A 22718-nucleotide genomic window follows, 5' to 3' on the forward strand; every position below is an offset into this window, starting at 1 on the left:
CTTAGCCCTCCACCGTCAAACCCATGCTGCGGGCAGAACCCGCAATCGTGCGCACTGCCGCTTCCAGCTCGGCCGCCGTGAGATCGGCTTCCTTGACCTTGGCGATCTCTTCCAGCTGCTTGCGCGTCACCTTGCCCACCTTGTCGGTGTTCGGACGCTTGGACCCGGAGGTCACGCCGGCAGCCTTCTTGAGCAGTACGCTGGCCGGGGTGCTCTTGGTGATGAAGGTGAAGGTACGGTCCGAGTACGCGGTGATGATCACCGGCGTCGGCAGGCCCGGCTCCAGCTTGGAGGTCGCGGCATTGAACGCCTTGCAGAACTCCATGATGTTCAGACCGCGCTGACCCAGCGCAGGACCGACCGGCGGCGCAGGATTGGCCTGTCCGGCCTTGACCTGCAACTTGATGTAAGTAACTACTTTCTTAGCCATTTCAATACTCTCCGGGTGCTAGCGCCTGAACAACAGGCTCCCCATCGGACCGGGAGAATCACGCGTCCCGGCTTCGCGTTTTGACAATGCGCAGATGGCCGCCGTACGGCAGCCATTGGTTCCCGGCGGTCGCCAGGTGAGCGAGCCGCGCACTATAGCAGTAATTGGCAAGGGTGCCTAGCAGGCACCCGCCAGGGTCAGCCCTTCTCGACCTGGCCGAACTCGAGCTCGACCGGCGTGGAGCGACCGAAGATCAGCACCGCGACACGCAGCCTGCTCTTCTCGTAGTTGACTTCTTCCACCACGCCGTTGAAGTCGTTGAACGGGCCGTCGGTGACACGCACCATCTGGCCAGGCTCGAACAACACCTTCGGACGCGGCTTTTCGACACCGTCCTGCACACGCTGCAGGATCGCATCGGCTTCTTCATCGCGAATCGGCAACGGACGATCGGCGGTGCCGCCGATGAACCCCATGACCTTCGGGGTTTCCTTCACCAGATGCCAGCTTTCGTTATCGATGCGCGGAATACCGGCCTCGTCATGCGTCTCGATCTGCACCAGCACGTAGCCGGGGAAGAACTTGCGCTCGGAGCGGCGCTTCTGCCCGGCGCGCATCTCGATAACCTCTTCGGTCGGCACCAGCACGCCGCCGAAACGCTCTTCCATTTCGGTGCGTGCGATGCGGTCGCGCAGAGCCTGCGCAACGGATTTTTCGAAGCCTGAATAGGCGTGAACGACATACCAACGCTTCACTGCTTGATTCTCCTCAACGAGCCAGGAACCACTGCGTGAGCTTCTGGATGACAAAGTCGAAGCCGCCCAACAGCAAACTCAGAATGATCACAACAACAATAACGACCCAGGTGGTGCGGATGGCTTCCTGGCGTGTTGGCCAGACCACCTTGCGCAGCTCGAACCTGGATTCGGACATAAATTCGCTGGTTTCCCGACCCTTGCCGGTTCCCAGAAACACAAATGCGCCGGCTACCAGGCCCACGATCACAGCCAGGGCACGCAGTTGCGGGGTCCAGGCTCCAAATTGGGTGGCACGCTCCGGCGTTGAAAACCAGAACCACACAAACAACCCCGCAACCACCAGGATCGCGGAGATGACGTATTTGACAATATCAGCGCTAGCGGACGACGCGCTCTTGGACGGCTCGATTTTGCTATTCATCCGGCTCTAGTTACCGATCTGACCCGAATCGCTGGGCCGGAAAGAGGAGTGGCACGCCAGGAGGGACTCGAACCCCCAACCTGCGGTTTTGGAGACCGCTGCTCTGCCAATTGAGCTACTGGCGTATGTACTCGTTACCGCACACCCTGAGACAACGAAGGCGGACCGAGGTTCAGCCGGCCCGCCATTCGTATGAACCCGGCGACCGAAGTCACCGGATTGCAGGCACTTACTTGACGATCTTGGCGACCACGCCGGCGCCGACGGTGCGGCCACCTTCACGGATTGCGAAGCGCAGACCTTCGTCCATCGCGACCGGGTTGATCAGGGTCACGACCATCTTCACGTTATCGCCCGGCATCACCATTTCCACGCCTTCCGGCAGCTGGCATGCGCCAGTGATGTCGGTGGTGCGGAAGTAGAACTGCGGACGGTAGCCCTTGAAGAACGGGGTGTGACGGCCGCCCTCGTCCTTCGACAGCACGTAGACTTCGGCTTCGAACTCGGTGTGCGGCTTGATCGAACCCGGCTTGCACAGCACCTGGCCGCGCTCCACGTCGTCACGCTTGGTGCCGCGCAGCAGCAGACCGGCGTTGTCGCCTGCCTGGCCCTGGTCCAGCAACTTGCGGAACATTTCAACGCCGGTGACCGTGGTCTTCTGCGTGTCGCGGATACCGACGATTTCGATTTCGTCGCCCACCTTGATGATGCCGCGCTCGATACGGCCGGTCACCACGGTGCCACGACCCGAGATCGAGAACACGTCTTCGACCGGCATCAGGAACGGACGGTCGACGTCGCGAGTCGGATCCGGAATAAAGGTATCCAGGGCTTCGACCAGCTTCAGGATCGCCGGCACACCGATGTCGCTCTGATCGCCTTCCAGCGCCAGACGGGCCGAACCGTGGATGATCGGGGTGTCGTCGCCCGGGAAGTCGTACTTGCTCAGGAGCTCACGCACTTCCATCTCGACCAGCTCAAGCAGCTCGGCGTCGTCGACCATGTCGGCCTTGTTCAGGAACACGACGATGTGCGGCACACCGACCTGACGCGAGAGCAGGATGTGCTCACGGGTCTGCGGCATCGGGCCGTCAGCGGCCGAACACACCAGGATCGCGCCATCCATCTGCGCAGCACCTGTGATCATGTTCTTGACATAGTCGGCGTGGCCGGGGCAATCGACGTGCGCGTAATGGCGCACTGCGGACTCATATTCAACGTGCGCGGTCGAGATCGTGATACCACGCGCCTTCTCTTCCGGCGCTGCGTCGATCGCGTCGTACGCCTTGAACTCGCCACCGAAACGCTCGGCACCGATCTTGGTCAGCGCAGCGGTCAACGTGGTCTTGCCATGGTCGACGTGACCGATGGTGCCGACGTTAACGTGCAGCTTTTCGCGAAGAAATTTAGCTTTTGCCATGGGTGCGTGTCTCGGTAATCGTTTGGAGTTGAAGACGATTGAGTAATGGTGCTCACGAAAGGAATCGAACCTTCGACCTCCTCCTTACCAAGGAGGTGCTCTACCGACTGAGCTACGTGAGCGAGTTTTGCATTATGCCATGCATTTACGTTCAATGGAGCGGGAGACGGGAATCGAACCCGCACCATCAGCTTGGAAGGCTGAGGTTCTACCGTTGAACTACTCCCGCGCCGGGAACTGCAAGACACAACATGAAACTGGTGGAGGGAGGTGGATTCGAACCACCGAAGGCGTAAGCCAGCAGATTTACAGTCTGCCCCCGTTGGCCGCTTGGGTATCCCTCCAGCTTTTACTACCGGACCGGGGCGCGATAAAGCGATTCGGTTCGGGGTGAATCAGCCCGCTATTTTGCTGTGGGACGCATGCGGTGTCAACAAAAATTTGGAGCAATTTCACCGAAGATGGCGCACGCCCCTGCGGGCCGCGCGCATCGCCTCAGACGTTGAAGCGGAAATGCAGCACGTCGCCTTCCTTGACGCGGTATTCCTTGCCTTCCAGACGTAGCCGACCCGCGTCGCGCGCACCGGATTCGCCGCGATACTTGATGAAGTCATCGAAGGCGATCGTCTCGGCGCGAATGAAGCCCTTCTCGAAGTCGGTATGGATCACGGCGGCCGCCTGCGGCGCAGTGGAACCGGCCTTGACCGTCCAGGCACGCACCTCCTTGACGCCTGCAGTGAAGTAGGTCTGCAGCCCGAGCAACTTGTAGGCGGCGCGAATGACGCGATTCAGGCCCGGCTCGTCGAGACCGAGATCGGCCAGGAAGGTGTCGCGGTCGGCATCGTCGAGCTGGGACAACTCTTCTTCGATCGCAGCGGAAACCGGCACGACCTCGGCGCCTTCGGTGGCGGCATGCGCACGCACGGCATCCAGGTGCGGATTGTTCTCGAACCCGTCTTCGAGCACGTTGCAGATGTACATCACCGGCTTGAGCGTGAGCAAGAATAGATCGCGCACCAGCGCCTTCTCTTCCTCGTCCAGACCAGCGGAGCGCCCTGCCTTGCCGTCGGCAAGTGCCGCCTGCAACTTGGCCAGCACCGGCTTGCGTGCTGCCGCTTCCTTATCGCCACCCTTGGCACTGCGCTCGGCACGATTCAGGGCTTTTTCCACGCTATCCAGGTCGGCCAGCGCCAGCTCGGTATCGATGGTTTCGATATCGGCGATCGGGTCGACCTTGTTGTTCACGTGGATGATGTCGGCATGCTCGAAGCAACGCACCACGTGGGTGATTGCATCGACCTCGCGGATGTGCGCCAGGAACTTGTTGCCCAGCCCTTCGCCGCTTGCCGCACCTGCCACCAGGCCGGCGATATCGACGAACTCGACCGCGGTCGGAATCAGCTTCTGCGGCTTGACGATCTCGGCCAGCTCATTCAGACGCGGATCCGGCACCGGCACCACGCCCACGTTGGGCTCGATCGTGCAGAACGGAAAATTGGCCGCGGCGATGCCGGCCTTGGTCAAGGCATTGAACAGGGTCGACTTGCCGACGTTGGGCAGGCCGACGATGCCGCATTTGATACCCATGGGTTGTCCAGTGAATGGAGAATCGGGAATGGGGAATGGCAGAGCAGCGCTCCTACCATTCCCCATTCCCCATTCTCTATTTTTTTGGGGTGTGCAGCCGCTTCATCGCCTCGTTGAAATTACCGTCCAGTGCCAGCGGCAGCGCATCGATGGCCGCATCCACTGCCTCGCCAATCGCCATGTCGTCATCGCGCCCGGCACGCCCCAGCACCCAGGGCACCACGCGGTCCTTGTGACCAGGATGACCGATGCCGACCCGCAGCCGGTGGAACTTGCCATGCCCGAGCAGACGGATGGTGTCACGCAGGCCATTCTGTCCGCCATGGCCGCCGTCGAACTTGAGCCGCGCCGTGCCCGGCGCCAGGTCCAGCTCGTCATGCGCAACCAGCAGTTGCTCCGGCTCGATCTTCCAGAACCGCAGCGCAGCGGTGATCGACTTGCCACTGAGATTCATGAAGGTGGCGGGTTTGATCAACCACACCGTGTGGCCGGCGATCTCGGCCTTGGCGGTTTCGCCGAACAGCTTGCTGTCCAGGCCCCACCGTGCGCCGGTGCGCTCGGCGAGCGCATCGACGAAACGAAACCCGGCGTTGTGCCGGGTTTGCGCGTGTTCGGGACCGGGATTGCCCAGCCCGACGATCAGACGTAGTGCAGACATACGGTATACCGGAGCCGGTGCTGCGCAGTAACGCAGCACCGGCCAGCCGATTACTTGGCGTCGCCTTCAGCGCCTTCGTCAGCCACGTCGTCGGCTTCCACCTGACCGTGCTTGGCGATGACCACTGCCACGTCGTGTTCCTTGCCCAGCTTCAGCTCGGGAATCTCCACGCCGGCCGGCAGGGTGATTTCGGACAAGTGGATCACGGTGCCCACTTCCAGCGTGCTCAGATCGACCTCGATGAACTCCGGCAGGTCCTTCGGCAGGCAGACCACCTGGACTTCGTTGAGCTCATGGGTCACGACCACTTCGCTCGACTTGCCAGCCGGCGAGCTTGCTTCGTTGATGAAGTGCAGCGGCACCGAAGCACTGAGCTTCTCGTTGGCACTGACGCGCTGGAAGTCGATGTGCATGATCAGCTGCTTGAACGGATGGCGCTGCATGTCACGCAGCAGCACCTGCTGCACGTCGCCATTGAGGTTCAGGTCGAGGATCGACGAGTAGAACCACTCGTTCTGCTGGGCAAGCCAGATCTGCTCGTGGTTGAGCTGGATGCTGACCGGCTCAAGTTCGCCACCGTAAACGATGGCCGGAATAACGCCAGCGTGACGCAGGCGGCGGCTCGCACCCTTCCCCTCGTCTGCGCGGCGCTCGACCTTGATTTCATGAGTCTTTGCCATTGGATTTCACTACCTAGTTGGAACACCGCCTCGCGGCGATGAAGCGTCTCCCCCGCGACCAGGAGAGACGGATTGCGGCACCCGGACATCCGGATGCCGAAGAACTTGTCAGTCGACGTAGAGCGAGCTGACCGACTCGCCGAAGGCGATGCGGCGGATGGTCTCGGCCAGCAGTTCGGCCACGCTCAGCTGGCGAATCTTGGGGCACGTGCGTGCGGCCGCGCTCAGCGGGATCGTGTCGGTGACCACCAGCTCGTCGAGCTGCGAATTGTTGATATTGTCCACCGCCGGGCCGGACAGCACCGGGTGTGTGATGTAGGCCACGACCTTGAGCGCACCGCGCTGCTTGAGTGCAGCAGCAGCCGCGCACAGGGTGCCGGCGGTATCGACCAGGTCGTCCACCAGCACGCAGGTCTTGCCCTGCACGTCACCGATGATGTTCATCACCGTGGCGACGTTGGCACGCGGGCGACGCTTGTCGATGATGGCCAGGTCCGCATCGTCCAGGCGCTTGGCGACAGCGCGCGCGCGCACCACACCACCCACGTCCGGCGAGACCACGATCAGGTTGTCGGTGCCGTAGGCGCGCCAGATGTCGGCCAGCAACAGCGGCGAGGCGTACACGTTGTCGACCGGCACATCGAAGAAGCCCTGGATCTGGTCGGCATGCAGGTCAACCGTCAACACACGGTCGGCCTCCATCGCGCAGATCATCTTGGCGGCGACCTTGGCGGTGATCGGCACGCGCGAGGAGCGCATGCGGCGGTCCTGGCGCGAGTACCCGAAATACGGGATCACCGCGGTGACGGACGCGGCGCTGGCGCGCTTGAGCGCGTCGATCAGCACCAGCAGTTCCATCAGGTTCTCGGCGCTGGGCGCGCAGGTCGGCTGGATGACGAACACTTCCTGCCGGCGCACGCTTTCTTCGATCTCGACCTGCACTTCACCGTCGGAGAAGCGCGTGACCAGCGCCTTGCCCATGCGCACGCCCAGCTCCTTGCAGATGCTTTGGGCAAGCGGTTTATTGGCATTGCCGGAGAACACCAGCAGATTACGTTGGTCTTGCATGAGATCTCTCGGGCGGCGGCAAAGAGCGTGCGGGTCGATGGCGGAGCGGGACAACGGCGCGCCAAGCCAGGCTTTTTTGAATCCGCACATGCTTTCCCTCACTCCCGCATGAAGATGCGCGGGCGATTGCAGAGGGATCTGCAGGTACGGCGCGTGCAGAGGGATCTGCATAAATTCTCAACAACTGGCAGGGGCGGTAGGATTCGAACCTACGAATGCCAGGATCAAAACCTGGTGCCTTGGGCCTCTTGGCGACGCCCCTGCATCAAACTTGTATCGCGTCCAGTGCGTCGAGCAATGGCGAGTGCGCTGCACCCTCCACGACCCACGCCCGCAGGTTGTCCGGCAACTGCGCCATGGCCTGCTCTGCAGCAGCGCGCGTGACGAATTCGACGAAACAACCGCTCCCCGACCCTGTCAAACGTGGCGTTCCGATCCTGGAAAGCGCCTGGAACACGGCCTCGATGGCAGGTTCCCGGCGCCGCAGGACCGGCTCGAACGCATTGTCGAGCAGAGAACCGGAAGCGAAGTCCGCTATTTTCGCGGGCGCAGCATCCCGCGTCAATTCCTGTGATTGAAACAGGACCGGCGTGGGCACGTGAATACCGGGGTCGACCAGCACGTAGGCCGCCTGCGGCAGGCTGATCGGGGTCAATTTTTCGCCCACACCTTCGGCCCAGGCGTTGTGCCCACGCACGAATACCGGCACATCGGCGCCTAGGCGCAGGCCCAGTTCGGCCAGGGTGTCGACCGGCAAGCCCAGGCACCACAAGGCATTCAGGGCCACCAGCACGGTGGCGGCATCCGAGGAGCCGCCACCGAAGCCACCGCCGGCGGGGATGCGCTTGTCGACCCGCAGCTCGGCCCCGAGCACGGTGCCGGCATGAATTTGTAGCGCGCGCGCCGCACGCACCATGAGATCGTCGTCTTCGGCGACGCCCGGCAGGCTGGCGCCAATGCGCTGAATCCGGCCGTCGGTGCGCAAACGAACATGAACGGTGTCCCCCCAGTCGAGCAGGCGGAACACGGTCTGCAGCAGGTGATAGCCATCGGCGCGGCGCCCGATGATCTGCAGGAACATGTTGAGCTTGGCCGGTGCAGGCCAGGCCGACCAGGCAGGGTCCGACGCAGACATCAGGGCGAGAGCGTCCATAGGTCGACCAGCAGGCGCACCTTGGCGTCACCGTTACGCGCTTCGATCCGACGCGGCAGTTCGGGCTGGGCCGCGTTAGCAGGCGTCCATTCGAGGAAATCGATGGTCCAGCCGTCCTGCTGCACGGTGCGCGGCCGGCCGTGTTCGTCCAGGTCCACGCGCGCGGCGCTGGCGTCGGCGATGCGCAGGGCGCGCACCCAGTCGGGCATCTGATTGACCGGAATGGTCCAGCCGGTGGCCTCCAGCAACACCTGCTCCGCATCGGCGCCAGCGCGCGGCCCGCCGTCCAGGCCTTCCAGGCGACCTGCGCCCGTGGTGGTGTCGCCGGTCAGCACCCAGCTCTGCCGGGTCACCGGCGCACTCAATTGCACGTGGTAGCGCGGGCCATCCTGCTGCCAATCGAGACGGCCACTGCCGCCATCGCGGCCCTTGCTGATCGCCACCCGGCCCTGGAACGACCACGCCGGATGTGCCTGCAGCCACGCCTGGCGAGCGGTTTCAGCCTGCTGTGCGGATTCGCTTACCTGCCCGACCACCGCCGGCGCCGCACCGCCCTGCCCGCGCGGCACGCTGACGCACCCCGACAGGCCGGCCAGCGCCAGCCCGGTGAGGGCCAGCGTCCTGATCACCTGACTCATAGACCGAACTTCTCCACCGCACGCTGCAGCGCGCGGTTGTCCGGGTCGAGCCGGCGTGCTTCGTCGAAGTAGCGCCGCGCCTCGTCCTGCTTGCCGCTGACCCACAGCACTTCACCCACGTGCGCGGCGATTTCCGGATCCTTGACCAGGGCCCAGGCGCGACGCAGCTGCACCAGCGCTTCCTTGGTGCGGCCCATGCGGTAGAGCACCCAGCCGTAGCTGTCGACGATGGCCGGGTTGTCCGGCGCGGCCGTGCGCGCGCGATCGATCAGCGCCAGCGCTTCCTTGTAGCGGGTGGTGCGGTCGGCCAGGGTGTAGCCGAGCGCATTCAGGGCGGCGACGTTTTCCGGCTCGGCAACCAGGATCTTGCGCAGATCGGCCTCGGCACGCGGCACATCGTCACGGCGTTCCCAGGCCAGGCCACGCGCGTACAGCAACGCACCGTCGTCCGGATAGGCCGCCAGCCCGCGGGCAAAGGCGTCCAGTTCGCCCGGTGCATCGTCGGCGCGCTGGTGCAGCTCGGCCTCCAGCACGTAGGCGTCGCGACGGGCGTCGTCGTCGGCACTGGCATCGCTCTGCAAGGCACGGGCTTCCTTGAGCGCTTCGGGCTTGCGGCCAAGTTCGTACAAGGCGCTGGCCGCGCGCAGGCGCGCTTCGCTCAGCTGCGGGCCACCGGGAACGCCGCGGTACCACTCCACTGCCTCGTCGTAGCGCTTGAGGAATTCGGCGATCTTGCCCAGCAACAGGCGGCGGTCCGGATCGGGCTTGGTGGCGTTGCCCTTGAGCTCGTCGTACAGCGCGGCCAGCGCCGTGTTGTCCTTCTCTTTGGCCAGCATCGAGGCACGCAGCCCGTAGGTCTGGGTGTCTTGCGGGCCGGTGGACAGCACCCGTGCCGCCGCTTCGGTCTGGCCCATCGCGTCATAGGCGAACGCCAGCGCGCCGCGCAGCTCGGAGTCCTTCACCGCCTGCGGCTCGACATTCTTCAGCAGCGCCAGCGCGTCGTCGTTCTTGCCTTCCTGCTGCAACTGAGTGGCGTGCAGCAAGGCCACGCGCGGCTCTTCGGGGAAACGGCGCACCACTTCGTCGACGATGCGCTTGGCCAGCGCCGGGCGCTCCATCCGCAGCGCGAGCCGGCCGAACTCCTGCCAGGCCTCGATCTGATTGGGAATGGCGCCAGCCTTGACCAGGTCCTCGAGCACATCGGCCGAAGCGTCAGGCTCGCGTCCGCCGTTGGCCAGGGCGATCAGCGCGAAGCGCCAGCCGCGCGGGTCGGTTTCCTTGAGCAAGCCAAGCAAGTCGCGGCGTGCGGTGCGCAGATCGTTGCGGCGCAAGGCCAGCGAGGCTTCAGTGCTGCGCATTGCCAGCGACGACGGCGCACGGGCACGCCACAGGGCCAGGGCCTCGATGGCGCGTGCGTCATCGTTGGCCAGCATGGCGATGCGGGCGGCCCGCTCGGCCAGCCCGGCGTCGCCCGCTTCGGCCTTGGCGCCATCCAGGTAAGCGCGCGCTGCTTCGTCCAACTGCCCGGCCTGCAAGGCGAATTCGCCTGCCAGGACCGGCTCCAGCGAGGCGCTGCCGGCAGTGGCTGCCGGGGGGGCGGGCGGTGCTTTTTTCGGTGCTGCGATGGCGCTGGTCGACACTGTGGCCAGCAAAAGAACACTCAGGATGCGAATCGGTACAGGCATCGGGGGCAACCGGGCCGTAAAATGGGGCCCTGAATGGCCAGCAGCTTATCGCAAGCAACTGAACAATGACGTTGTGGGTGCTCGGACTGAATCACCAGACCGCACCCGTGGACCTGCGCGAACGCGCGGCGTTCGCGGGTGACGCGTTGCCGCGCGCGCTCGATTCGTTGCGCACCCTGCCTCAGGTGCGCGAGGCCGCGCTGCTGTCCACCTGCAACCGCACCGAGCTGTATGCGATGGCCGACGACCCGCAGACGCTGGTGGCCTGGCTGGACACGCACGCGCCCGGGCTGAGCGGCTATCTGTACCGGCACCACGACGCCGAGGCGGTGCGCCACCTGTTCCGCGTGGCCACCGGGCTGGACTCGATGGTGCTCGGCGAGCCGCAGATCCTGGGCCAGGTGAAGGACGCCTGGGCGGTGGCACGCGCGCACGGCGCGCTGGGCAGTGGCCTGGACCGGCTGTTCCAGCAGACTTTTTCGGTGGCCAAGCGCGCGCGCACCGACACCCGTGTGGGTGCCAACCCGGTGTCGGTGGCATCCACCGCGGTGCGGCTGGCGCAGGAATCGTTCGCACGCCTGAATGAATCGACGGTGCTGCTGGTGGGCGCCGGCGAGACCATCGAACTGGCGGCCAAGCATCTGAGCGAAGGCCGCGTGCGGCGGCTGCTGATCGCCAATCGCACCCTGGCCCACGCGCAGACGCTGGCGACCCAGCATGGCGGCGTGGCGCTGCCGCTGACCGAGCTGGATCGCCACCTGGCCGAGGCCGACGTGGTGTTTTCCGCCACCGCCGCGCGCGAGCCGGTGGTGACCCGGGTGCAGGTGGAACAGGCGCTGCGCACGCGCAAGCGCAAGCCGATGCTGCTGTTCGACCTGGCGGTGCCGCGCGACATCGAGGCCTCGGTGGCCGAGCTGAGCGACGCCTACCTGTACACGGTGGACGACCTGGAACGCGCGGTGGAAGACAACCGCCGCAGCCGCCGCGAGGCGGCCGACCAGGCCGAAGCCATCATCGACCTGCAGGTCGCGCGCTATGTGGAAACGCTGCAGGCCAATGAGCGCCAGGCGCCGCTGAAGCGGCTGCGTGCCTTCGGCGACAGTACCCGCGACGAACTGCTGGCCAAGGCGCGGCAGCAATTGAACAACGGCAAGCCGGCCGATGAAGTGCTGGAACAGTTGGCGCATGCGCTGACCAACCGCCTGCTGCATCCGCCAACCGCCGCACTGCGCGATGCCGCGCTCAACAACGACCTCGACCTGACCAGCGCGGCCGACCGGCTGTTTCCCGAGAAACCCGGTTACCGCCATCCCCCTGTAGCTACCCCGATCGTGAGGACTGATGACGCCGACCCTGCGCCGTAAGCTCGAAGCGCTGGCCGAGCGCCGCGAAGAACTGCAACACCTGCTCTCCGATCCGGAGGTGGTCAGCAACAACGACAAGTTCCGCAGCCTGTCGCGCGAACTGTCGCAGCTGGAACCGGTGGCGCTGGCCATGCAGGAAGAGGCGCGCGCCAAAGCCGATCTGAGCGCGGCAGAGGCGATGCGCAACGATCCGGAAATGCGCGAGTTGGCTGAGGAAGAAATCCTCGCCGCACAGGCACGCCTGGACGAACTGGACGCGCAACTGGCGCTGTTGCTGGTGCCGCGCGACCCGCGCGATGAAGGCAACCTGTTCCTGGAAGTGCGTGCCGGCACCGGCGGCGACGAAGCGGCGATCTTCGCCGGCGATCTGTTCCGCATGTACGCGCGCTACGCCGAGCGCCAGGGCTGGAAGGTGGAGATCGAATCCGACAGCCCCGGCGAGCACGGCGGCTACAAGGAAGTGGTGGCGCGGGTGGTCGGGCGCGGCGCGTATTCGCGGCTGAAATTCGAGTCTGGCACCCACCGCGTGCAACGCGTGCCGGCCACCGAATCGCAGGGCCGCATCCACACCTCGGCCGCGACCGTGGCGATCATCCCCGAAGCCGATGACGTGGAAGAGATCGTGATCAATCCGGCCGACCTGAAAGTGGATACGTTCCGCTCGTCCGGCGCCGGCGGGCAGCATGTCAACAAGACCGAATCGGCGATCCGCATCACCCACGTGCCCAGCGGCGTGGTGGTGGAATGCCAGACCGAACGCAGCCAGCACGCCAACCGCGACAAGGCCATGAAGCGCCTGAAGGCGCAATTGGTGGAAGCAGAACGCAGCAAGGCCGCCGCCGCCGAGGCGCAGACGCGCAAGTTGCAGGTAGGCAGCGGCGACCGCAGCCAACGCATCCGCACCTACAGCTTTCCGCAGGGCCGCATTACCGACCACCGCGTCGAAGGGCTGACCTTGTACGACCTGCCCAACATCATCGAAGGCGATCTGGATGCCTTGATCGCCCGCTTGCTGCACGAGCATCAGGCCGACGAACTGGCGCGACTGAGCGAGGGCACGTGACCGCCGACGGCCCGCGCGAGCTGTTGCAGCTGCGCGCGGCCGTGCGCCATCGCCCGCAGGACTTCGTGGCCTGGCTGATGCTGGCCGACGCGGAGCTGGGCATGGGCGACACAACTGCCGGCGAGATGGCGGTACAGCGCGGCCTCGCGCTGCACCCTGGCCATCCGGAGGCGGTGGCGCGGCTGGGCCGCGTACGCTGGACGCAACAGCGCCATGCCGAGGCCGCCGTCCTGCTGCAGCAAGCCTCCGATGCTGCTCCAGAACACCCCGGTATCGCGTTGTGGCTTGGGCATGCGCTGGAAGATGCCGGCCAGGCCGAAGCCGCTGCCGCCGCTTACACGCGTGCGCATCAGTTGTTGCCGGAGGAGCCGTACATCACCGCGCAACTGCTCAACTGGCGGCGCCGGCTGTGTGACTGGCGCGCGCTGGATGTGCTGTCCGCGCAGGTGCGCGCCGCCGTGGCGCAGGGCGTTGGCGCGGTGGAGCCGTTCGCGTTCCTCAGCGAAGATGCCAGCGCCGCCGAGCAACTGGCCTGTGCGCGCACGCGTGCGCAGGCGATCGCCGCCAGCGTGCGGCCGCTTGCGCCCACGCGCGTACGCAGCAAGGGCCCGCTGCGAGTGGGCTTCGTCTCCAATGGCTTTGGCGCGCATCCCACCGGCTTGCTGACCGTAGCCTTGTTCGAAGCGCTGCAGCGGCGCCAGCCGGACCTGCAGATGCATCTGTTTGCGACAAGCGGTGACGATGGCAGCACGCTGCGGACGCGGCTGGCGCAGGCCAGTACCTTGCACGACGTCACCGCACTCGGGCATCTGGCCACCGCGCAGCACATCCGCCACCACGGCATCGATCTGTTGTTCGACCTGCGTGGCTGGGGCGGCGGCGGGCGCCCGGAAGTGTTCGCGTTGCGCCCGGCACCGGTGCAGGTCAACTGGCTGGCGTATCCGGGCACCTCCGGCGCGCCGTGGATGGATTACGTGCTGGGCGATGCGTTCGCGCTGCCGCCGTCGCTGGAGCCGTTCTACAGCGAGCACGTGTTGCGCTTGCAAGGTGCATTTCAGCCGTCGGACACCTCGCGCGTAGTTGCCGAACCGCCTTCGCGTACGCAGTGCGGCTTGCCCGCGCAGGGCGTGGTGCTGTGCTGCTTCAACAACAGCTACAAACTCAACCCGCGCAGCATGGCGCGCATGCTGGCCGTGCTGCGCGCAGTGCCTGATAGCGTGCTGTGGCTGCTGTCCGGGCCGGGCGAGGCCGATGCGCGTCTGCGTGCATTCGCACACGCGCAAGGCGTTGACGCGCAGCGCCTGGTGTTCATGCCGAAGTTGCCGCATCCACAGTACCTGGCGCGCTACCGGCATGCGGATCTGTTCTTGGATACGCATCCGTACAACGCGCATACCACTGCATCGGACGCGCTATGGGTGGGTTGCCCGGTATTGACGACGCCTGGGGAGACGTTTGCCGCGCGGGTCGCTGGCAGCTTGAATCATCATCTTGGGTTGGATGAGATGAATGTGGTGGACGACGCCGCGTTTGTTGCCAAGGCGGTGGCGTTGGCGAGTGATCCGGCGGCGTTGATGGCGTTGCGTGCGCGGGTGGATATACTGCGCCGTGCGTCCGGGGTGTTTCATATGGACGGGTTTGCGGATGATTTTGGTGCGTTTTCGCAGGCACTCGCGCGACGTCATGGTTGGCTGGGAATCTAGCGCTGACTTTTTGCTTTCAGAATAGATGGCTGTCTTCCGCCGTACCCTCACCCCACCCCCGCTCCACACCCCGGCCCGCGCTTGCGGCGCGGGCGCTCCAAGCCACGCGCGCGCATGGCGCGCAAGCTGTGCCTCCTCGCCCCAACGGGAGAGGGGCTCCAGACAACTTCCTCACTATCGCGTTCAAACTCCTCGAAGTCACCGTAATGAAGTGCCGAGGCGGCAGCGTGGCCGGGGATTGGCGTAGAGCGGCACAGGGATGTGCCGCGGCGGCGAGTCAGACAGGATGTCTGACCGAGCCGAGGAGCCGATCCCCGGCCGCGCTGCCGCCCCCTCACCGAAGCTAGTACGGACAGGCATCTTGCTTCGCCGTACCCTCACCCCAGTCCCTCTTCCGGAGGGAGAGGGGCGTCCAACCTTGCGGCGAGGGCGCTCGGCGGCACGCACACCAGTGGCGCGCAAGCTGTGCCTTCTCCCCCCAAGGGAGAGCGGCTTATCGATTTGCCACGAGCTGTCAGTTGCTAATTGCCAGTATCAGCGGACCCTCGACTGCGACTGACGTTGTGCGGCTTCACGCCGTGGTGCTGTACCCGGCCGTCCAGGCTCGCTAGGCTGGCGTCATGCCTTCCAATCTCGACTTCATTCCCTTGCACCTGTGCGTACTGACGGTGTCCGACAGCCGCACCCTGGCCGATGACCGCTCCGGCGATTATCTGGTCGACGCGCTCACCCACGAGGGCCACGTGCTGCATGCGCGTGCGTTGTGCCCGGACGATCGCTATTGCATGCGTGCAATTGTCTCCGCCTGGATCGCCGATGCGCAGGTGGACGGCATCCTGGTGACCGGTGGCACCGGCTTCACCGGGCGCGATTCCACGCCCGAGGCGATCACCCCGCTGCTGGACAAGCTGATGCCGGGCTTTGGCGAGATGTTCCGCGCCATCAGCGTTGCGGAAATCGGCACCTCGTCGCTGCAGTCACGCGCGTTTGCCGGCCTGGCCAACCACAGCTTCGTGTTCTGCCTGCCCGGTTCCACTTCGGCCTGCCGCACCGCGTGGGAACAGATCGTGCGTGCGCAGCTGGATGCGCGCACCAAGCCCTGCAACCTGGCGACACTGCGTCCACGGCTGAGCGAATAGCCTGCGCGCTCCATCGCTGGCGGAACGCGCATGTCGCACCTCAAACGCAAGGCCTACAAGAAACTGCTGGAACCGCTGCAGCTGGAGCTGGTCGGCATGGCACGCTGGCTGCAGCACACCAACCAGCGCGCGCTGGTGCTGGTGGAAGGCCGCGACACCGCCGGCAAGGGTGGCGTGATTCAAACCATCGCCAGCCATCTCAATCCGCGCCAATGCCGCGTGGTGGCGTTGCCCAAGCCGAGCGATCGCGAAAGCACGCAGTGGTATTTCCAGCGTTACGTAACGCATTTGCCGGCGGCCGGCGAGTTGGTGCTGATGGATCGCAGCTGGTACAACCGCGCCGGCGTGGAGCGCGTGATGGGCTATTGCACCGACGCGCAGTACCAGGCGTTTCTGGAGCAGGCACCGCGCTTCGAACAATTGCTGGTCGACGACGGCATCCTGCTGTTCAAGTACTGGCTATGCGTGGATCAGGCCGAGCAGGAGGAACGCTTTGCCGAGCGCCACGCAGATCCGCTCAAGGGCTGGAAGCTGTCGCCGGTGGACCTGCAATCACGCGCCAAGTACGACGACTACACCGCCGCGCGCGAACGCATGCTGCAGGCCACCCACACTGCGCAAGCGCCGTGGACGCTGGTGGATTTCAATGACCAGAAGCGCGGGCGGCTGAGCCTGATCCGTGATCTGCTGGACCGGCTGCCGGATACCTCGGTGCCGCAGGAGCTGCTGCCGCTGCCGCCACTGGACGGCAAGCTGCACAAGGAGCACTACGGCGTGCTGACCCCGATCGACGATTACGCCGGCCAGTCCTGAGAGACTTCGTCGCTGGCGGCGGTGGCGCGCGGCAGCGGATGCACGCCCGCCTGGCCTTCGACCTGCTCGGCCTGCACCACCAACTGGCTCAGGCGCTGGGCGAACAACTGCATGAAGCCGCGGTGCAACGGGCGCATGGCCTCGATGTAGTCGACATCGTCGGTCTGCGGCCCGAGCGGGCTGCAGGACGCCAACAGCACTTCGTCCAGGCGCAGCGCGGTGTCGGGCAGGCGCACCGTGGCCGCGCGGCGTAGCCAGTCGCGCATGCCCTGGCGGTATTCGGCGGCCAGGATGTAGGCCACTTCCACCTGGTCCAGGTCCACATCCGGGTTCCAGGCGAGCACCTGGATCACCTGCGAGCGCTCGTCCAGCACGCGGCTTTCGGCGATCAGGGCATGCAACTGCTGCAACAGCTGCCATTGCGCGAGCGCACCGTCGCGCTGCGGCGATGGCATGGCCTCGATGGCCAGCACCAGGCGGCGGGCGAACAGGGCCGGTACGTCGGCCAGCACCAGCGGGCCGGCGTCGGCGCCCAACAACAGACGTTCGGTCCGCAGCGCGGCGGTGTCGGGCAGATAGCCGTCCTGCAGCGGGCGCATCACGCCGTGATCGAGCAGCGACAGCACCACATCCAGCCAATAACGGCGTTCCTGCTGCTGCGCGCGGTTGGCGCTGGCGTTTTGCCAGGCGGGGCGCAGTTCGTCCAGGCGCGCGATGCAGGCCTGGCTGTCCAGCGCATCCCACGGCGCGCGGGTGGCGTTGTTCGGATCGAAGGCGTCGACGTTTAGCATGCCGCCGCCAAAGCGGTGCCAGGCGGCGCCACGCAGCGCGTTCGCCGGATCAGGCTTGGCCGGGGCGAGTGGTGCTGCCGTGGCTGGCCGCAACAGCGCGGCGTAGGCATCGGCCCAGGAATCGGGAAGACGTGCAGACAACGGATAGCTGGCCGACGGCTCGCCCAGCCCGCGCCGCGCCAGGCGCAGGCTCCACAGCACCGCACCCAGCACGATGCCGGCGAAGACCCACGCCAGCAGCCAGCTGGCGGCGGCCTGCTCGGGGCGCAACACCCGCGTGGCTGGGTGCAGGAACAACAGCCAGCCGCTGCCCAGCAGCGCGCCCAGATACAGCCACGGCGCCAGCTGCGCCGATGCACTGCGAGGTTCGGGCAGGTCGCGCCCACTGTTCTGGTCTTGAGATGGAGCTGCCATACATTTCCCCTGCACGCCTGATCGCGTGGACATCCAGGTTATCGGCGAGGAAACGCAAGTCTGTTGCCCTGCTCAGGCAACTTTTGGCTAGCCGGTTACAAATGCTTCAGTCGTCGGAATCGCGCACGGCGTGCGCGTGACAGACGCGACCTTGCTCGCTGGCGAGCCCTGCCAGAGCCAGTGTTCGAGTGCCTCCAATGCTGCAGCGGAACCGGCGGCGACAACTTCCACGCTGCCGTCCGCCTGGTTGCGCGCATGTCCGCGCAGTTGCAGCGCCAGCGCCCGCTCGCGCGTGGAGGCGCGGAAGAACACGCCCTGCACGACGCCGGTGACGATGAAGCGTGCCGCCTGCATCAGCCGGCCTTGCCGGTAATGCCCACTGCGGTCTCGATGTCGCGCGCGGTGACCGGGCCGAGGAACTGCTTGGCCACCTTGCCATCGGGGCCGATCAGGTAGGTCATCGGCAGCCCGCGCGGGGTGGCGAAGTCCTGCGGCGGCTGGTACGGGTCCAGGATGGCCACCGGATACGACACCGGGTGATCCTTGAGGAAGGACTGCATGTCGGCGGTGGTGATGTCCTCGTAGGCCAGGCCGACCACTTCGATGGAGTCGCGCATGGTGTGCAGCGCCGACAGCTCGGGCATTTCCTTCAGGCACGGCGCACACCAGGTGGCCCAGAAGTTCACCACCACCCACTTGCCGCGGTGCGCGGCCAGGTCGTAGGTCTCGCCGGACACGGTGGGCAGCGACAGAGTCGGCATCTCGGCAGTTTTCTGCACCACCGAACTAGTGGTGGACGCAGCGGCCGGGTCAGTGCCGGCCGGCGGGGTCGCCGGCGCCTGGTCGGCGGGCGTGGGCGCCGGTGACGCCGTGGTCGATGCGCCCTCGCCGGTGGGCTTGCAGGCGGTGAGCAGGACCAACGGCAACAGCAGCGCGCAGGCGCCGCGCATCAACGAACGCAGGGTCATGGAGGGTCTCCCGGAAGGTGGGTATAGAGGTCGCCGACCGGCTGCGCCAGCACACTGCGCAGCGGTTGACGCAATTGTTCCAGCGCGGCGGCGGCGGCCTGGCCATAGGGGTCGTCGCGGCACGGCAAAGGGCGGTCTTCGACCGGCACCCGCAGCTGGCAGCTTTCGTACAGCTCGGCCAGCGGCACCACGTCCAGGTCGCGCGCCAGCAGCCAGTTGCCGCGCTCGTCACGGCGCAGCAGGCGGATACGTTTGAGCTCGCACAGCAGCTCCTGCATCAAGGTGTCGGTGAGCATGGGCTCCAGCGCCAGGATGCGGTCTTCGTCCAGCCCGTTGCCGTGCAGGCGGGCCTGGCGGAAGCGCCCGAGCAGGCGCAGCAGGCCGTAGATCTCGAATCCCGGCGGCAGCCGCATGGCTTCGGGCTGGTAGCGGAACGCCGACATCGACGACGCCAGCGACGCGCCCAGCAACACCGACACCCAGCTCAGGTAGATCCACAGCAGCAGGATCGGCAGCGCCGACAATGCGCCATAGATGCGCTGATAGGTCTGGAAATTGCCCAGGTAAAAGCCGAAGCCCCACTTGACGATTTCCATCAGGATCACCGCCAGCAGCGCGCCCGGCAGGGCATGCCGCAGCCGCACCGCATGCTGCGGCACCACGCGGTAGATCAGCACGATGCAGACGAACTCCACCGCCATCGGTGCCAGCCGCCAGGCGAATTCGGCCAGCCATTGGCCTTCGGTGGTGCGGAACAGCGGCAGCGCGAACACATACGCAGCCATGGCCATCGACGCGGCCGCCAGCATCGTGCCCAGCGTCAGCACCGTCCAATAGATCAGAAAGCGCGTCACCTTGGGCCGGGCCGCGGCCACGCGCCAGATGCTGTTGAAGGTCTGCTCGATGCTGTGCAGGGTGATCAGCAACGAGGCTACCAGCGCCACCATGCCGGCCACGGTGAACTTGCCCAGATCCTCGAGCGACCGGTTGAGGTAGTTCTGCACCGAGCGCGCCGCGCCCGGCACGAAGTTATTGAAGATGAAGTCGGTGAGCGCGTCCTTCCACTCGTTGAATGCCGGAAACGCCGACAACACGCCAAACACCACGATCGCCAGCGGCACCAGCGCAAACACCGTGGTGTAGGCCAGCGACGCGGCCGCCTGGAACAGCCGGTCGTCCAGGAAACGGCGCCACAGAAAACGCCCGAAGCTGGCCGTGCGTGCACGGTCCCGCAGGCGTTCCTTCCACTGATGCATGGTGTTCACACGCGACATCGGGCAAGGGTAACCGAAGCGTCGTCATCGCGGCCTTGCCGCACCTGCGGCGTGCAGCCAGGCCACGCCATCGCCGATACTGCGGCCACCTCACACAGGCGGCAGATGCGCGATGACGGAAATTCTGGTGCTGTACTACAGCCGTGGCGGTTCGGTGGCGCGGCTGGCGCGGCAGATCGCGCGCGGCATTGGCGAAGTGCCCGGCATGAGCGCGCGGCTGCGCACGGTCCCGCCGGTGGCGGCGGTCACCCAGACCAGCGCCCCGCCGGTGCCCGACGAAGGCGCCCCGTATGTGGACGCTGCGGATCTGGCCGAATGCGCCGGCGTGCTGCTGGGCAGCCCGACGCGTTTCGGCAACATGGCCGCGCCGATGAAGCACTTCCTCGACAGCCTGGGCGCCGAATGGGCCAACGGCACCCTGGCCGGCAAACCGGCGGCCGTGTTCACCTCCACCGCCTCGATGCACGGCGGCCAGGAATCCACGCTGTTGTCGATGCACCTGCCGCTGCTGCACCACGGCTGCCTGATCGTCGGCATCCCGTTTACCGAAACAGCCCTCAGCCACACCACCAGCGGCGGCACGCCGTATGGCGCCAGCCATGTCTCCGGTGCGGGTGGCGACCCGCAGCCCAGCGACGAGGAAGCCGTGCTGGCACGCGCCCTGGGCCGGCGCGTGGCCGATATCGCCCGGCGGCTGGCAACCCCGTGAGCCGGCGCGCCGCGCACTGGCTGCTCACCGCCGCCTTGCTGGCCCTGTCGGCGTTGTTCGTGGTGTGGTTTCACGATGACCGCCATCGCGTCGCCGCGTTGCTGGTGTTCGCGCTGCCGCCGCTGCTGATGGCCATGGGCGCCGTGCGCAGCGCGCGTGCGCGCTTCTGGGCCGGCGTGTTTGCGCTGGGCTGGTTCAGCCACGGCATCATGGCCGCCTGGAGCGCGCCCGGCGTGCGTGGGCTGGCCTGGCTGGAATTGCTGCTGGCCCTGCTGGTGGTGGCGCTGGTCAGCGGCCATGGCGTAGCCGCGCGGTTCGGCAAGCGCCGCGCTCCGCGCTAACGCGGGTTGCGCAGGCGGCCAGTGGGGCGGACGAACTGCCCGCTCCACTGGCCGTGGACTCACACCGTCACGGCGAGGTCATTGCCGTGGGCAGCGCACTCAATTGCCTGCCACCTTCACCGCAGCGCCCGCCTGCCTGCCTGTTACTGCCCCACCAGCGTGGCGATGCTCTGCGGGTCGATATACAGCGAGGTCTTGCCGCCGCTCACCGTGTACGCACCGGCATAGCCGGCGTTGAGGCTGGATGAGGTGGTGTATTTGACGAACTGCGTGGCAGCGCCGGCCGGCACGGTCAGATCCAGTCGCTGGTGGGCGGTGCCGGTGTTGACCGCCACCACCACGATCTTGTTGTCCGGCGTGCGGTACGCCGTGGTGGACACGTCCGCATACGGGTGCTCGGTGGCACCGATCCGGATCGAGCCTGGCCGCACAAACCGCGCGAACTGCGACATCACATACCCGCGCTTGCTGACCGAACCACCTTCGCTGATCAACCCGTAACTGCGGCGGATGTACCACCAGATGTAGGCGTTGTAGTTGGCGACCATGCTCTGATGCAGCTCGCTCGCAACGCCCAACGCCGACGGCCACGCATTGCCATCGCTGGTGTCGGTGTAGTGCTCGGTCATCCAGACCTGCTTGCCCTTGCTGCGCGCCAGTGCGTAATCCTTTGGCTGCGCGCCGTACAGATGCCCGGCGACGATGGACGTGGCCTGGCTGGCCTTGGCGTTGTTGAGCACCGGGTCGGTGATGGAAAAGGTGAAGCCAACCGATTCGCCCACGATCACCTTCAATGCGCCGAACTTCCCACCTTCCGCGTTGAGATAGTTGACGAAGTCGCTGCCATTCCAGTCTGCGGATTCATAGTCTGGATGCCAATCCGGCTCGTTCTGCAGCGAGATCGCGTACAGCGGCGCATTGCGCGCCGAGAGGTGGTTGGCGAAATCCAGCAGATGCGTGGTGTAGGCGGCGTACGAGGTGGACAACAACTGCCGCCCTTGACCAGGCTTTTGTTGGACTTCATGTACGCCGGCGGCGACCACGGCGTGGCGAACAATATGCCACCCAGCGCGCGCACGCGCGCGGCGGTGGGAACCTGCAGGCTCCAGCCACTGCTGGAGGGGTCGATGCGCATGCGCAGGATCGACAGGCCGATCTGTCCGTTGCCGCTGCCATAGGCAAGGTCCACCTGCGCGGGGGTCAGATCGTTGATCCATCCCGCACCATTCATCCCGCCGAATCCGCGCACCGTCTGGTACGCCTGGTTCGGGTTGACCGTGACAGTTTGCGCAGCGGCAGTGGCGGTAAGGCACAACCCTATCAACGGCACTACGGCACGCAGCAACACGGAAGGCTTCATGCGTCATCTCCCAAATTGAACGAAGGCGCCAACCCAACGCATCGACGACCGTGCGCGCACAGGCAGCCGTTGCACAGCGCGTTGGCATTGCTGCCTCGCACGGCCGCGCAACAAAGCGATCGCGACCAGTGAAACGGCGTGTGGAGTGTGCGCGTGGCCGATGACACTTGAATGGGCATGGCATCCCAGAACGCGGCGCTGTCATGCAGCGAACGGATGGCGCAGGAAGGAGTGCGTGCGGTGACGCACGCGCCCGCGTCACCGCTGCGGCAGTGCACCAC

The 22718-nt window shown here is 65.8% G+C and carries 22 protein-coding genes, 5 tRNA genes and 1 pseudogene; 7 read left to right on the plus strand and 21 right to left on the minus strand.

Annotated elements, in window-relative coordinates:
• Position 1 precedes the first annotated feature (1 nt).
• The 16 genes from rplK to ACCQ09_RS17065 form a co-directional block, all read right to left on the minus strand.
• Positions 2-430 carry a 50S ribosomal protein L11 gene (gene rplK / locus ACCQ09_RS16990; RefSeq protein ID WP_040941709.1) on the minus strand — a complete coding sequence of 143 codons (429 nt, stop codon included), beginning with the start codon at positions 428-430 and terminating at the stop codon, positions 2-4.
• Between the two features lie 197 nt (positions 431-627).
• The gene (gene nusG, locus ACCQ09_RS16995; protein ID WP_040941710.1) at positions 628-1185 is read right to left on the minus strand and encodes a transcription termination/antitermination protein NusG; all 558 of its coding nucleotides are present in this window, start codon (positions 1183-1185) and stop codon (positions 628-630) included.
• 13 nt (positions 1186-1198) lie between these two features.
• The gene (secE, locus tag ACCQ09_RS17000) at positions 1199-1609 is read right to left on the minus strand and encodes a preprotein translocase subunit SecE (protein WP_040941711.1); all 411 of its coding nucleotides are present in this window, start codon (positions 1607-1609) and stop codon (positions 1199-1201) included.
• 49 nt (positions 1610-1658) lie between these two features.
• A tRNA-Trp gene (locus tag ACCQ09_RS17005) sits at positions 1659-1734 on the minus strand.
• A gap of 104 nt (positions 1735-1838) precedes the next feature.
• Positions 1839-3029: an elongation factor Tu gene (gene tuf / locus ACCQ09_RS17010; RefSeq protein ID WP_040942179.1), complete on the minus strand. Its 1191-nt coding sequence runs from the start codon at positions 3027-3029 to the stop codon at positions 1839-1841.
• A gap of 46 nt (positions 3030-3075) precedes the next feature.
• Positions 3076-3151 (minus strand) — tRNA-Thr (locus tag ACCQ09_RS17015).
• A gap of 33 nt (positions 3152-3184) precedes the next feature.
• Positions 3185-3258 (minus strand) — tRNA-Gly (locus ACCQ09_RS17020).
• Between the two features lie 29 nt (positions 3259-3287).
• A tRNA-Tyr gene (locus ACCQ09_RS17025) sits at positions 3288-3373 on the minus strand.
• A gap of 151 nt (positions 3374-3524) precedes the next feature.
• Positions 3525-4616, minus strand: a complete 1092-nt coding sequence (gene ychF, locus ACCQ09_RS17030) for a redox-regulated ATPase YchF (RefSeq protein ID WP_040941712.1) — start codon at positions 4614-4616, stop codon at positions 3525-3527.
• A 76-nt stretch (positions 4617-4692) separates the two neighbouring features.
• Entirely contained in the window at positions 4693-5274 is a 582-nt protein-coding gene (gene pth, locus ACCQ09_RS17035) for an aminoacyl-tRNA hydrolase (RefSeq protein ID WP_040941713.1), read from the minus strand.
• A gap of 50 nt (positions 5275-5324) precedes the next feature.
• Positions 5325-5954, minus strand: coding sequence for a 50S ribosomal protein L25/general stress protein Ctc (locus ACCQ09_RS17040; protein WP_040941714.1), 630 nt, complete (start codon positions 5952-5954; stop codon positions 5325-5327).
• Positions 5955-6062: 108 nt separating this feature from the next.
• Positions 6063-7022 carry a ribose-phosphate diphosphokinase gene (locus ACCQ09_RS17045; protein ID WP_011269977.1) on the minus strand — a complete coding sequence of 320 codons (960 nt, stop codon included), beginning with the start codon at positions 7020-7022 and terminating at the stop codon, positions 6063-6065.
• Between the two features lie 185 nt (positions 7023-7207).
• A tRNA-Gln gene (locus ACCQ09_RS17050) sits at positions 7208-7284 on the minus strand.
• A gap of 3 nt (positions 7285-7287) precedes the next feature.
• Entirely contained in the window at positions 7288-8175 is an 888-nt protein-coding gene (gene ispE / locus ACCQ09_RS17055) for a 4-(cytidine 5'-diphospho)-2-C-methyl-D-erythritol kinase (protein WP_040941715.1), read from the minus strand.
• Positions 8157-8813 carry a lipoprotein insertase outer membrane protein LolB gene (gene lolB, locus ACCQ09_RS17060; RefSeq protein ID WP_014506807.1) on the minus strand — a complete coding sequence of 219 codons (657 nt, stop codon included), beginning with the start codon at positions 8811-8813 and terminating at the stop codon, positions 8157-8159. Before lolB ends, ispE begins: the two co-directional genes overlap by 19 nt.
• The gene (locus ACCQ09_RS17065; RefSeq protein WP_228427873.1) at positions 8810-10498 is read right to left on the minus strand and encodes a tetratricopeptide repeat protein; all 1689 of its coding nucleotides are present in this window, start codon (positions 10496-10498) and stop codon (positions 8810-8812) included. Before ACCQ09_RS17065 ends, lolB begins: the two co-directional genes overlap by 4 nt.
• 65 nt (positions 10499-10563) lie before the next feature.
• Here ACCQ09_RS17065 and hemA point away from each other — a divergent pair, with 65 nt between their 5' ends.
• The 5 genes from hemA to ppk2 all read left to right on the plus strand — a co-directional run bounded on the left by hemA (position 10564) and on the right by ppk2 (position 16580).
• Positions 10564-11862, plus strand: coding sequence for a glutamyl-tRNA reductase (gene hemA / locus ACCQ09_RS17070; protein WP_014506804.1), 1299 nt, complete (start codon positions 10564-10566; stop codon positions 11860-11862).
• Positions 11840-12925 (plus strand): peptide chain release factor 1, encoded by a 1086-nt coding sequence (gene prfA, locus ACCQ09_RS17075; RefSeq protein ID WP_011036103.1) that lies wholly within the window; start codon positions 11840-11842, stop codon positions 12923-12925. The genes hemA and prfA overlap by 23 nt, the downstream gene beginning before the upstream one ends.
• Positions 12922-14628 (plus strand): O-linked N-acetylglucosamine transferase, SPINDLY family protein, encoded by a 1707-nt coding sequence (locus ACCQ09_RS17080; protein WP_228427872.1) that lies wholly within the window; start codon positions 12922-12924, stop codon positions 14626-14628. Before prfA ends, ACCQ09_RS17080 begins: the two co-directional genes overlap by 4 nt.
• A gap of 620 nt (positions 14629-15248) precedes the next feature.
• Positions 15249-15767: a molybdenum cofactor biosynthesis protein B gene (gene moaB / locus ACCQ09_RS17085; protein WP_228427871.1), complete on the plus strand. Its 519-nt coding sequence runs from the start codon at positions 15249-15251 to the stop codon at positions 15765-15767.
• Positions 15768-15797: 30 nt separating this feature from the next.
• On the plus strand, positions 15798-16580 hold the full coding sequence (ppk2, locus tag ACCQ09_RS17090; protein WP_011036100.1) for a polyphosphate kinase 2: 783 nt from the start codon (positions 15798-15800) through the stop codon (positions 16578-16580).
• Here the strand turns inward: ppk2 and ACCQ09_RS17095 are convergent.
• The 4 genes from ACCQ09_RS17095 to ACCQ09_RS17110 all read right to left on the minus strand — a co-directional run bounded on the left by ACCQ09_RS17095 (position 16562) and on the right by ACCQ09_RS17110 (position 20027).
• A complete protein-coding gene (locus ACCQ09_RS17095; protein ID WP_228427870.1) occupies positions 16562-17785 on the minus strand; it encodes a hypothetical protein in 1224 nt (407 codons plus the stop codon). The genes ppk2 and ACCQ09_RS17095 overlap by 19 nt on opposite strands.
• An 87-nt stretch (positions 17786-17872) precedes the next feature.
• Entirely contained in the window at positions 17873-18139 is a 267-nt protein-coding gene (locus ACCQ09_RS17100; RefSeq protein ID WP_012439131.1) for an acylphosphatase, read from the minus strand.
• The gene (locus tag ACCQ09_RS17105) at positions 18139-18753 is read right to left on the minus strand and encodes a TlpA family protein disulfide reductase (RefSeq protein ID WP_014506799.1); all 615 of its coding nucleotides are present in this window, start codon (positions 18751-18753) and stop codon (positions 18139-18141) included. Before ACCQ09_RS17105 ends, ACCQ09_RS17100 begins: the two co-directional genes overlap by 1 nt.
• The gene (locus tag ACCQ09_RS17110; RefSeq protein ID WP_011036096.1) at positions 18750-20027 is read right to left on the minus strand and encodes a YihY family inner membrane protein; all 1278 of its coding nucleotides are present in this window, start codon (positions 20025-20027) and stop codon (positions 18750-18752) included. Before ACCQ09_RS17110 ends, ACCQ09_RS17105 begins: the two co-directional genes overlap by 4 nt.
• Before the next feature lie 112 nt (positions 20028-20139).
• On the opposite strand from ACCQ09_RS17110, the gene wrbA reads away from it, so the two are divergent.
• Together wrbA and ACCQ09_RS17120 are read left to right on the plus strand one after the other, a co-directional pair.
• Positions 20140-20736 (plus strand): NAD(P)H:quinone oxidoreductase, encoded by a 597-nt coding sequence (gene wrbA / locus ACCQ09_RS17115; protein WP_014506797.1) that lies wholly within the window; start codon positions 20140-20142, stop codon positions 20734-20736.
• Positions 20733-21077, plus strand: coding sequence for a DUF2069 domain-containing protein (locus ACCQ09_RS17120; protein WP_042596313.1), 345 nt, complete (start codon positions 20733-20735; stop codon positions 21075-21077). Before wrbA ends, ACCQ09_RS17120 begins: the two co-directional genes overlap by 4 nt.
• Positions 21078-21220: 143 nt before the next feature.
• On the opposite strand, the pseudogene ACCQ09_RS17125 reads toward ACCQ09_RS17120, so the two are convergent.
• Positions 21221-22437: pseudogene (locus ACCQ09_RS17125) on the minus strand (glycoside hydrolase family 30 beta sandwich domain-containing protein).
• Positions 22438-22718 lie beyond the last annotated feature (281 nt).

The sequence above is a fragment of the Xanthomonas sp. NCPPB 2586 genome (assembly GCF_041475775.2).
Classification (GTDB): Bacteria; Pseudomonadota; Gammaproteobacteria; order Xanthomonadales; family Xanthomonadaceae; genus Xanthomonas; species Xanthomonas campestris.

What these genes read in the sequence shown, in the direction of transcription:
- ychF (WP_040941712.1), bottom strand. Translation starts at nt 4,616, where the DNA reads ATGGGTATCAAATGCGGCATCGTCGGCCTGCCCAACGTCGGCAAGTCG.
- secE (WP_040941711.1), bottom strand. Translation starts at nt 1,609, where the DNA reads ATGAATAGCAAAATCGAGCCGTCCAAGAGCGCGTCGTCCGCTAGCGCT.
- ACCQ09_RS17040 (WP_040941714.1), bottom strand. Translation starts at nt 5,954, where the DNA reads ATGGCAAAGACTCATGAAATCAAGGTCGAGCGCCGCGCAGACGAGGGG.
- prfA (WP_011036103.1), top strand. Translation starts at nt 11,840, where the DNA reads ATGACGCCGACCCTGCGCCGTAAGCTCGAAGCGCTGGCCGAGCGCCGC.
- ACCQ09_RS17100 (WP_012439131.1), bottom strand. Translation starts at nt 18,139, where the DNA reads ATGCAGGCGGCACGCTTCATCGTCACCGGCGTCGTGCAGGGCGTGTTC.
- moaB (WP_228427871.1), top strand. Translation starts at nt 15,249, where the DNA reads ATGCCTTCCAATCTCGACTTCATTCCCTTGCACCTGTGCGTACTGACG.
- rplK (WP_040941709.1), bottom strand. Translation starts at nt 430, where the DNA reads ATGGCTAAGAAAGTAGTTACTTACATCAAGTTGCAGGTCAAGGCCGGA.
- ACCQ09_RS17110 (WP_011036096.1), bottom strand. Translation starts at nt 20,027, where the DNA reads ATGTCGCGTGTGAACACCATGCATCAGTGGAAGGAACGCCTGCGGGAC.
- lolB (WP_014506807.1), bottom strand. Translation starts at nt 8,813, where the DNA reads ATGAGTCAGGTGATCAGGACGCTGGCCCTCACCGGGCTGGCGCTGGCC.
- ispE (WP_040941715.1), bottom strand. Translation starts at nt 8,175, where the DNA reads ATGGACGCTCTCGCCCTGATGTCTGCGTCGGACCCTGCCTGGTCGGCC.
- hemA (WP_014506804.1), top strand. Translation starts at nt 10,564, where the DNA reads ATGACGTTGTGGGTGCTCGGACTGAATCACCAGACCGCACCCGTGGAC.
- ppk2 (WP_011036100.1), top strand. Translation starts at nt 15,798, where the DNA reads ATGTCGCACCTCAAACGCAAGGCCTACAAGAAACTGCTGGAACCGCTG.
- ACCQ09_RS17105 (WP_014506799.1), bottom strand. Translation starts at nt 18,753, where the DNA reads ATGACCCTGCGTTCGTTGATGCGCGGCGCCTGCGCGCTGCTGTTGCCG.
- ACCQ09_RS17095 (WP_228427870.1), bottom strand. Translation starts at nt 17,785, where the DNA reads ATGGCAGCTCCATCTCAAGACCAGAACAGTGGGCGCGACCTGCCCGAA.
- tuf (WP_040942179.1), bottom strand. Translation starts at nt 3,029, where the DNA reads ATGGCAAAAGCTAAATTTCTTCGCGAAAAGCTGCACGTTAACGTCGGC.
- pth (WP_040941713.1), bottom strand. Translation starts at nt 5,274, where the DNA reads ATGTCTGCACTACGTCTGATCGTCGGGCTGGGCAATCCCGGTCCCGAA.
- wrbA (WP_014506797.1), top strand. Translation starts at nt 20,140, where the DNA reads ATGACGGAAATTCTGGTGCTGTACTACAGCCGTGGCGGTTCGGTGGCG.
- ACCQ09_RS17045 (WP_011269977.1), bottom strand. Translation starts at nt 7,022, where the DNA reads ATGCAAGACCAACGTAATCTGCTGGTGTTCTCCGGCAATGCCAATAAA.
- ACCQ09_RS17065 (WP_228427873.1), bottom strand. Translation starts at nt 10,498, where the DNA reads ATGCCTGTACCGATTCGCATCCTGAGTGTTCTTTTGCTGGCCACAGTG.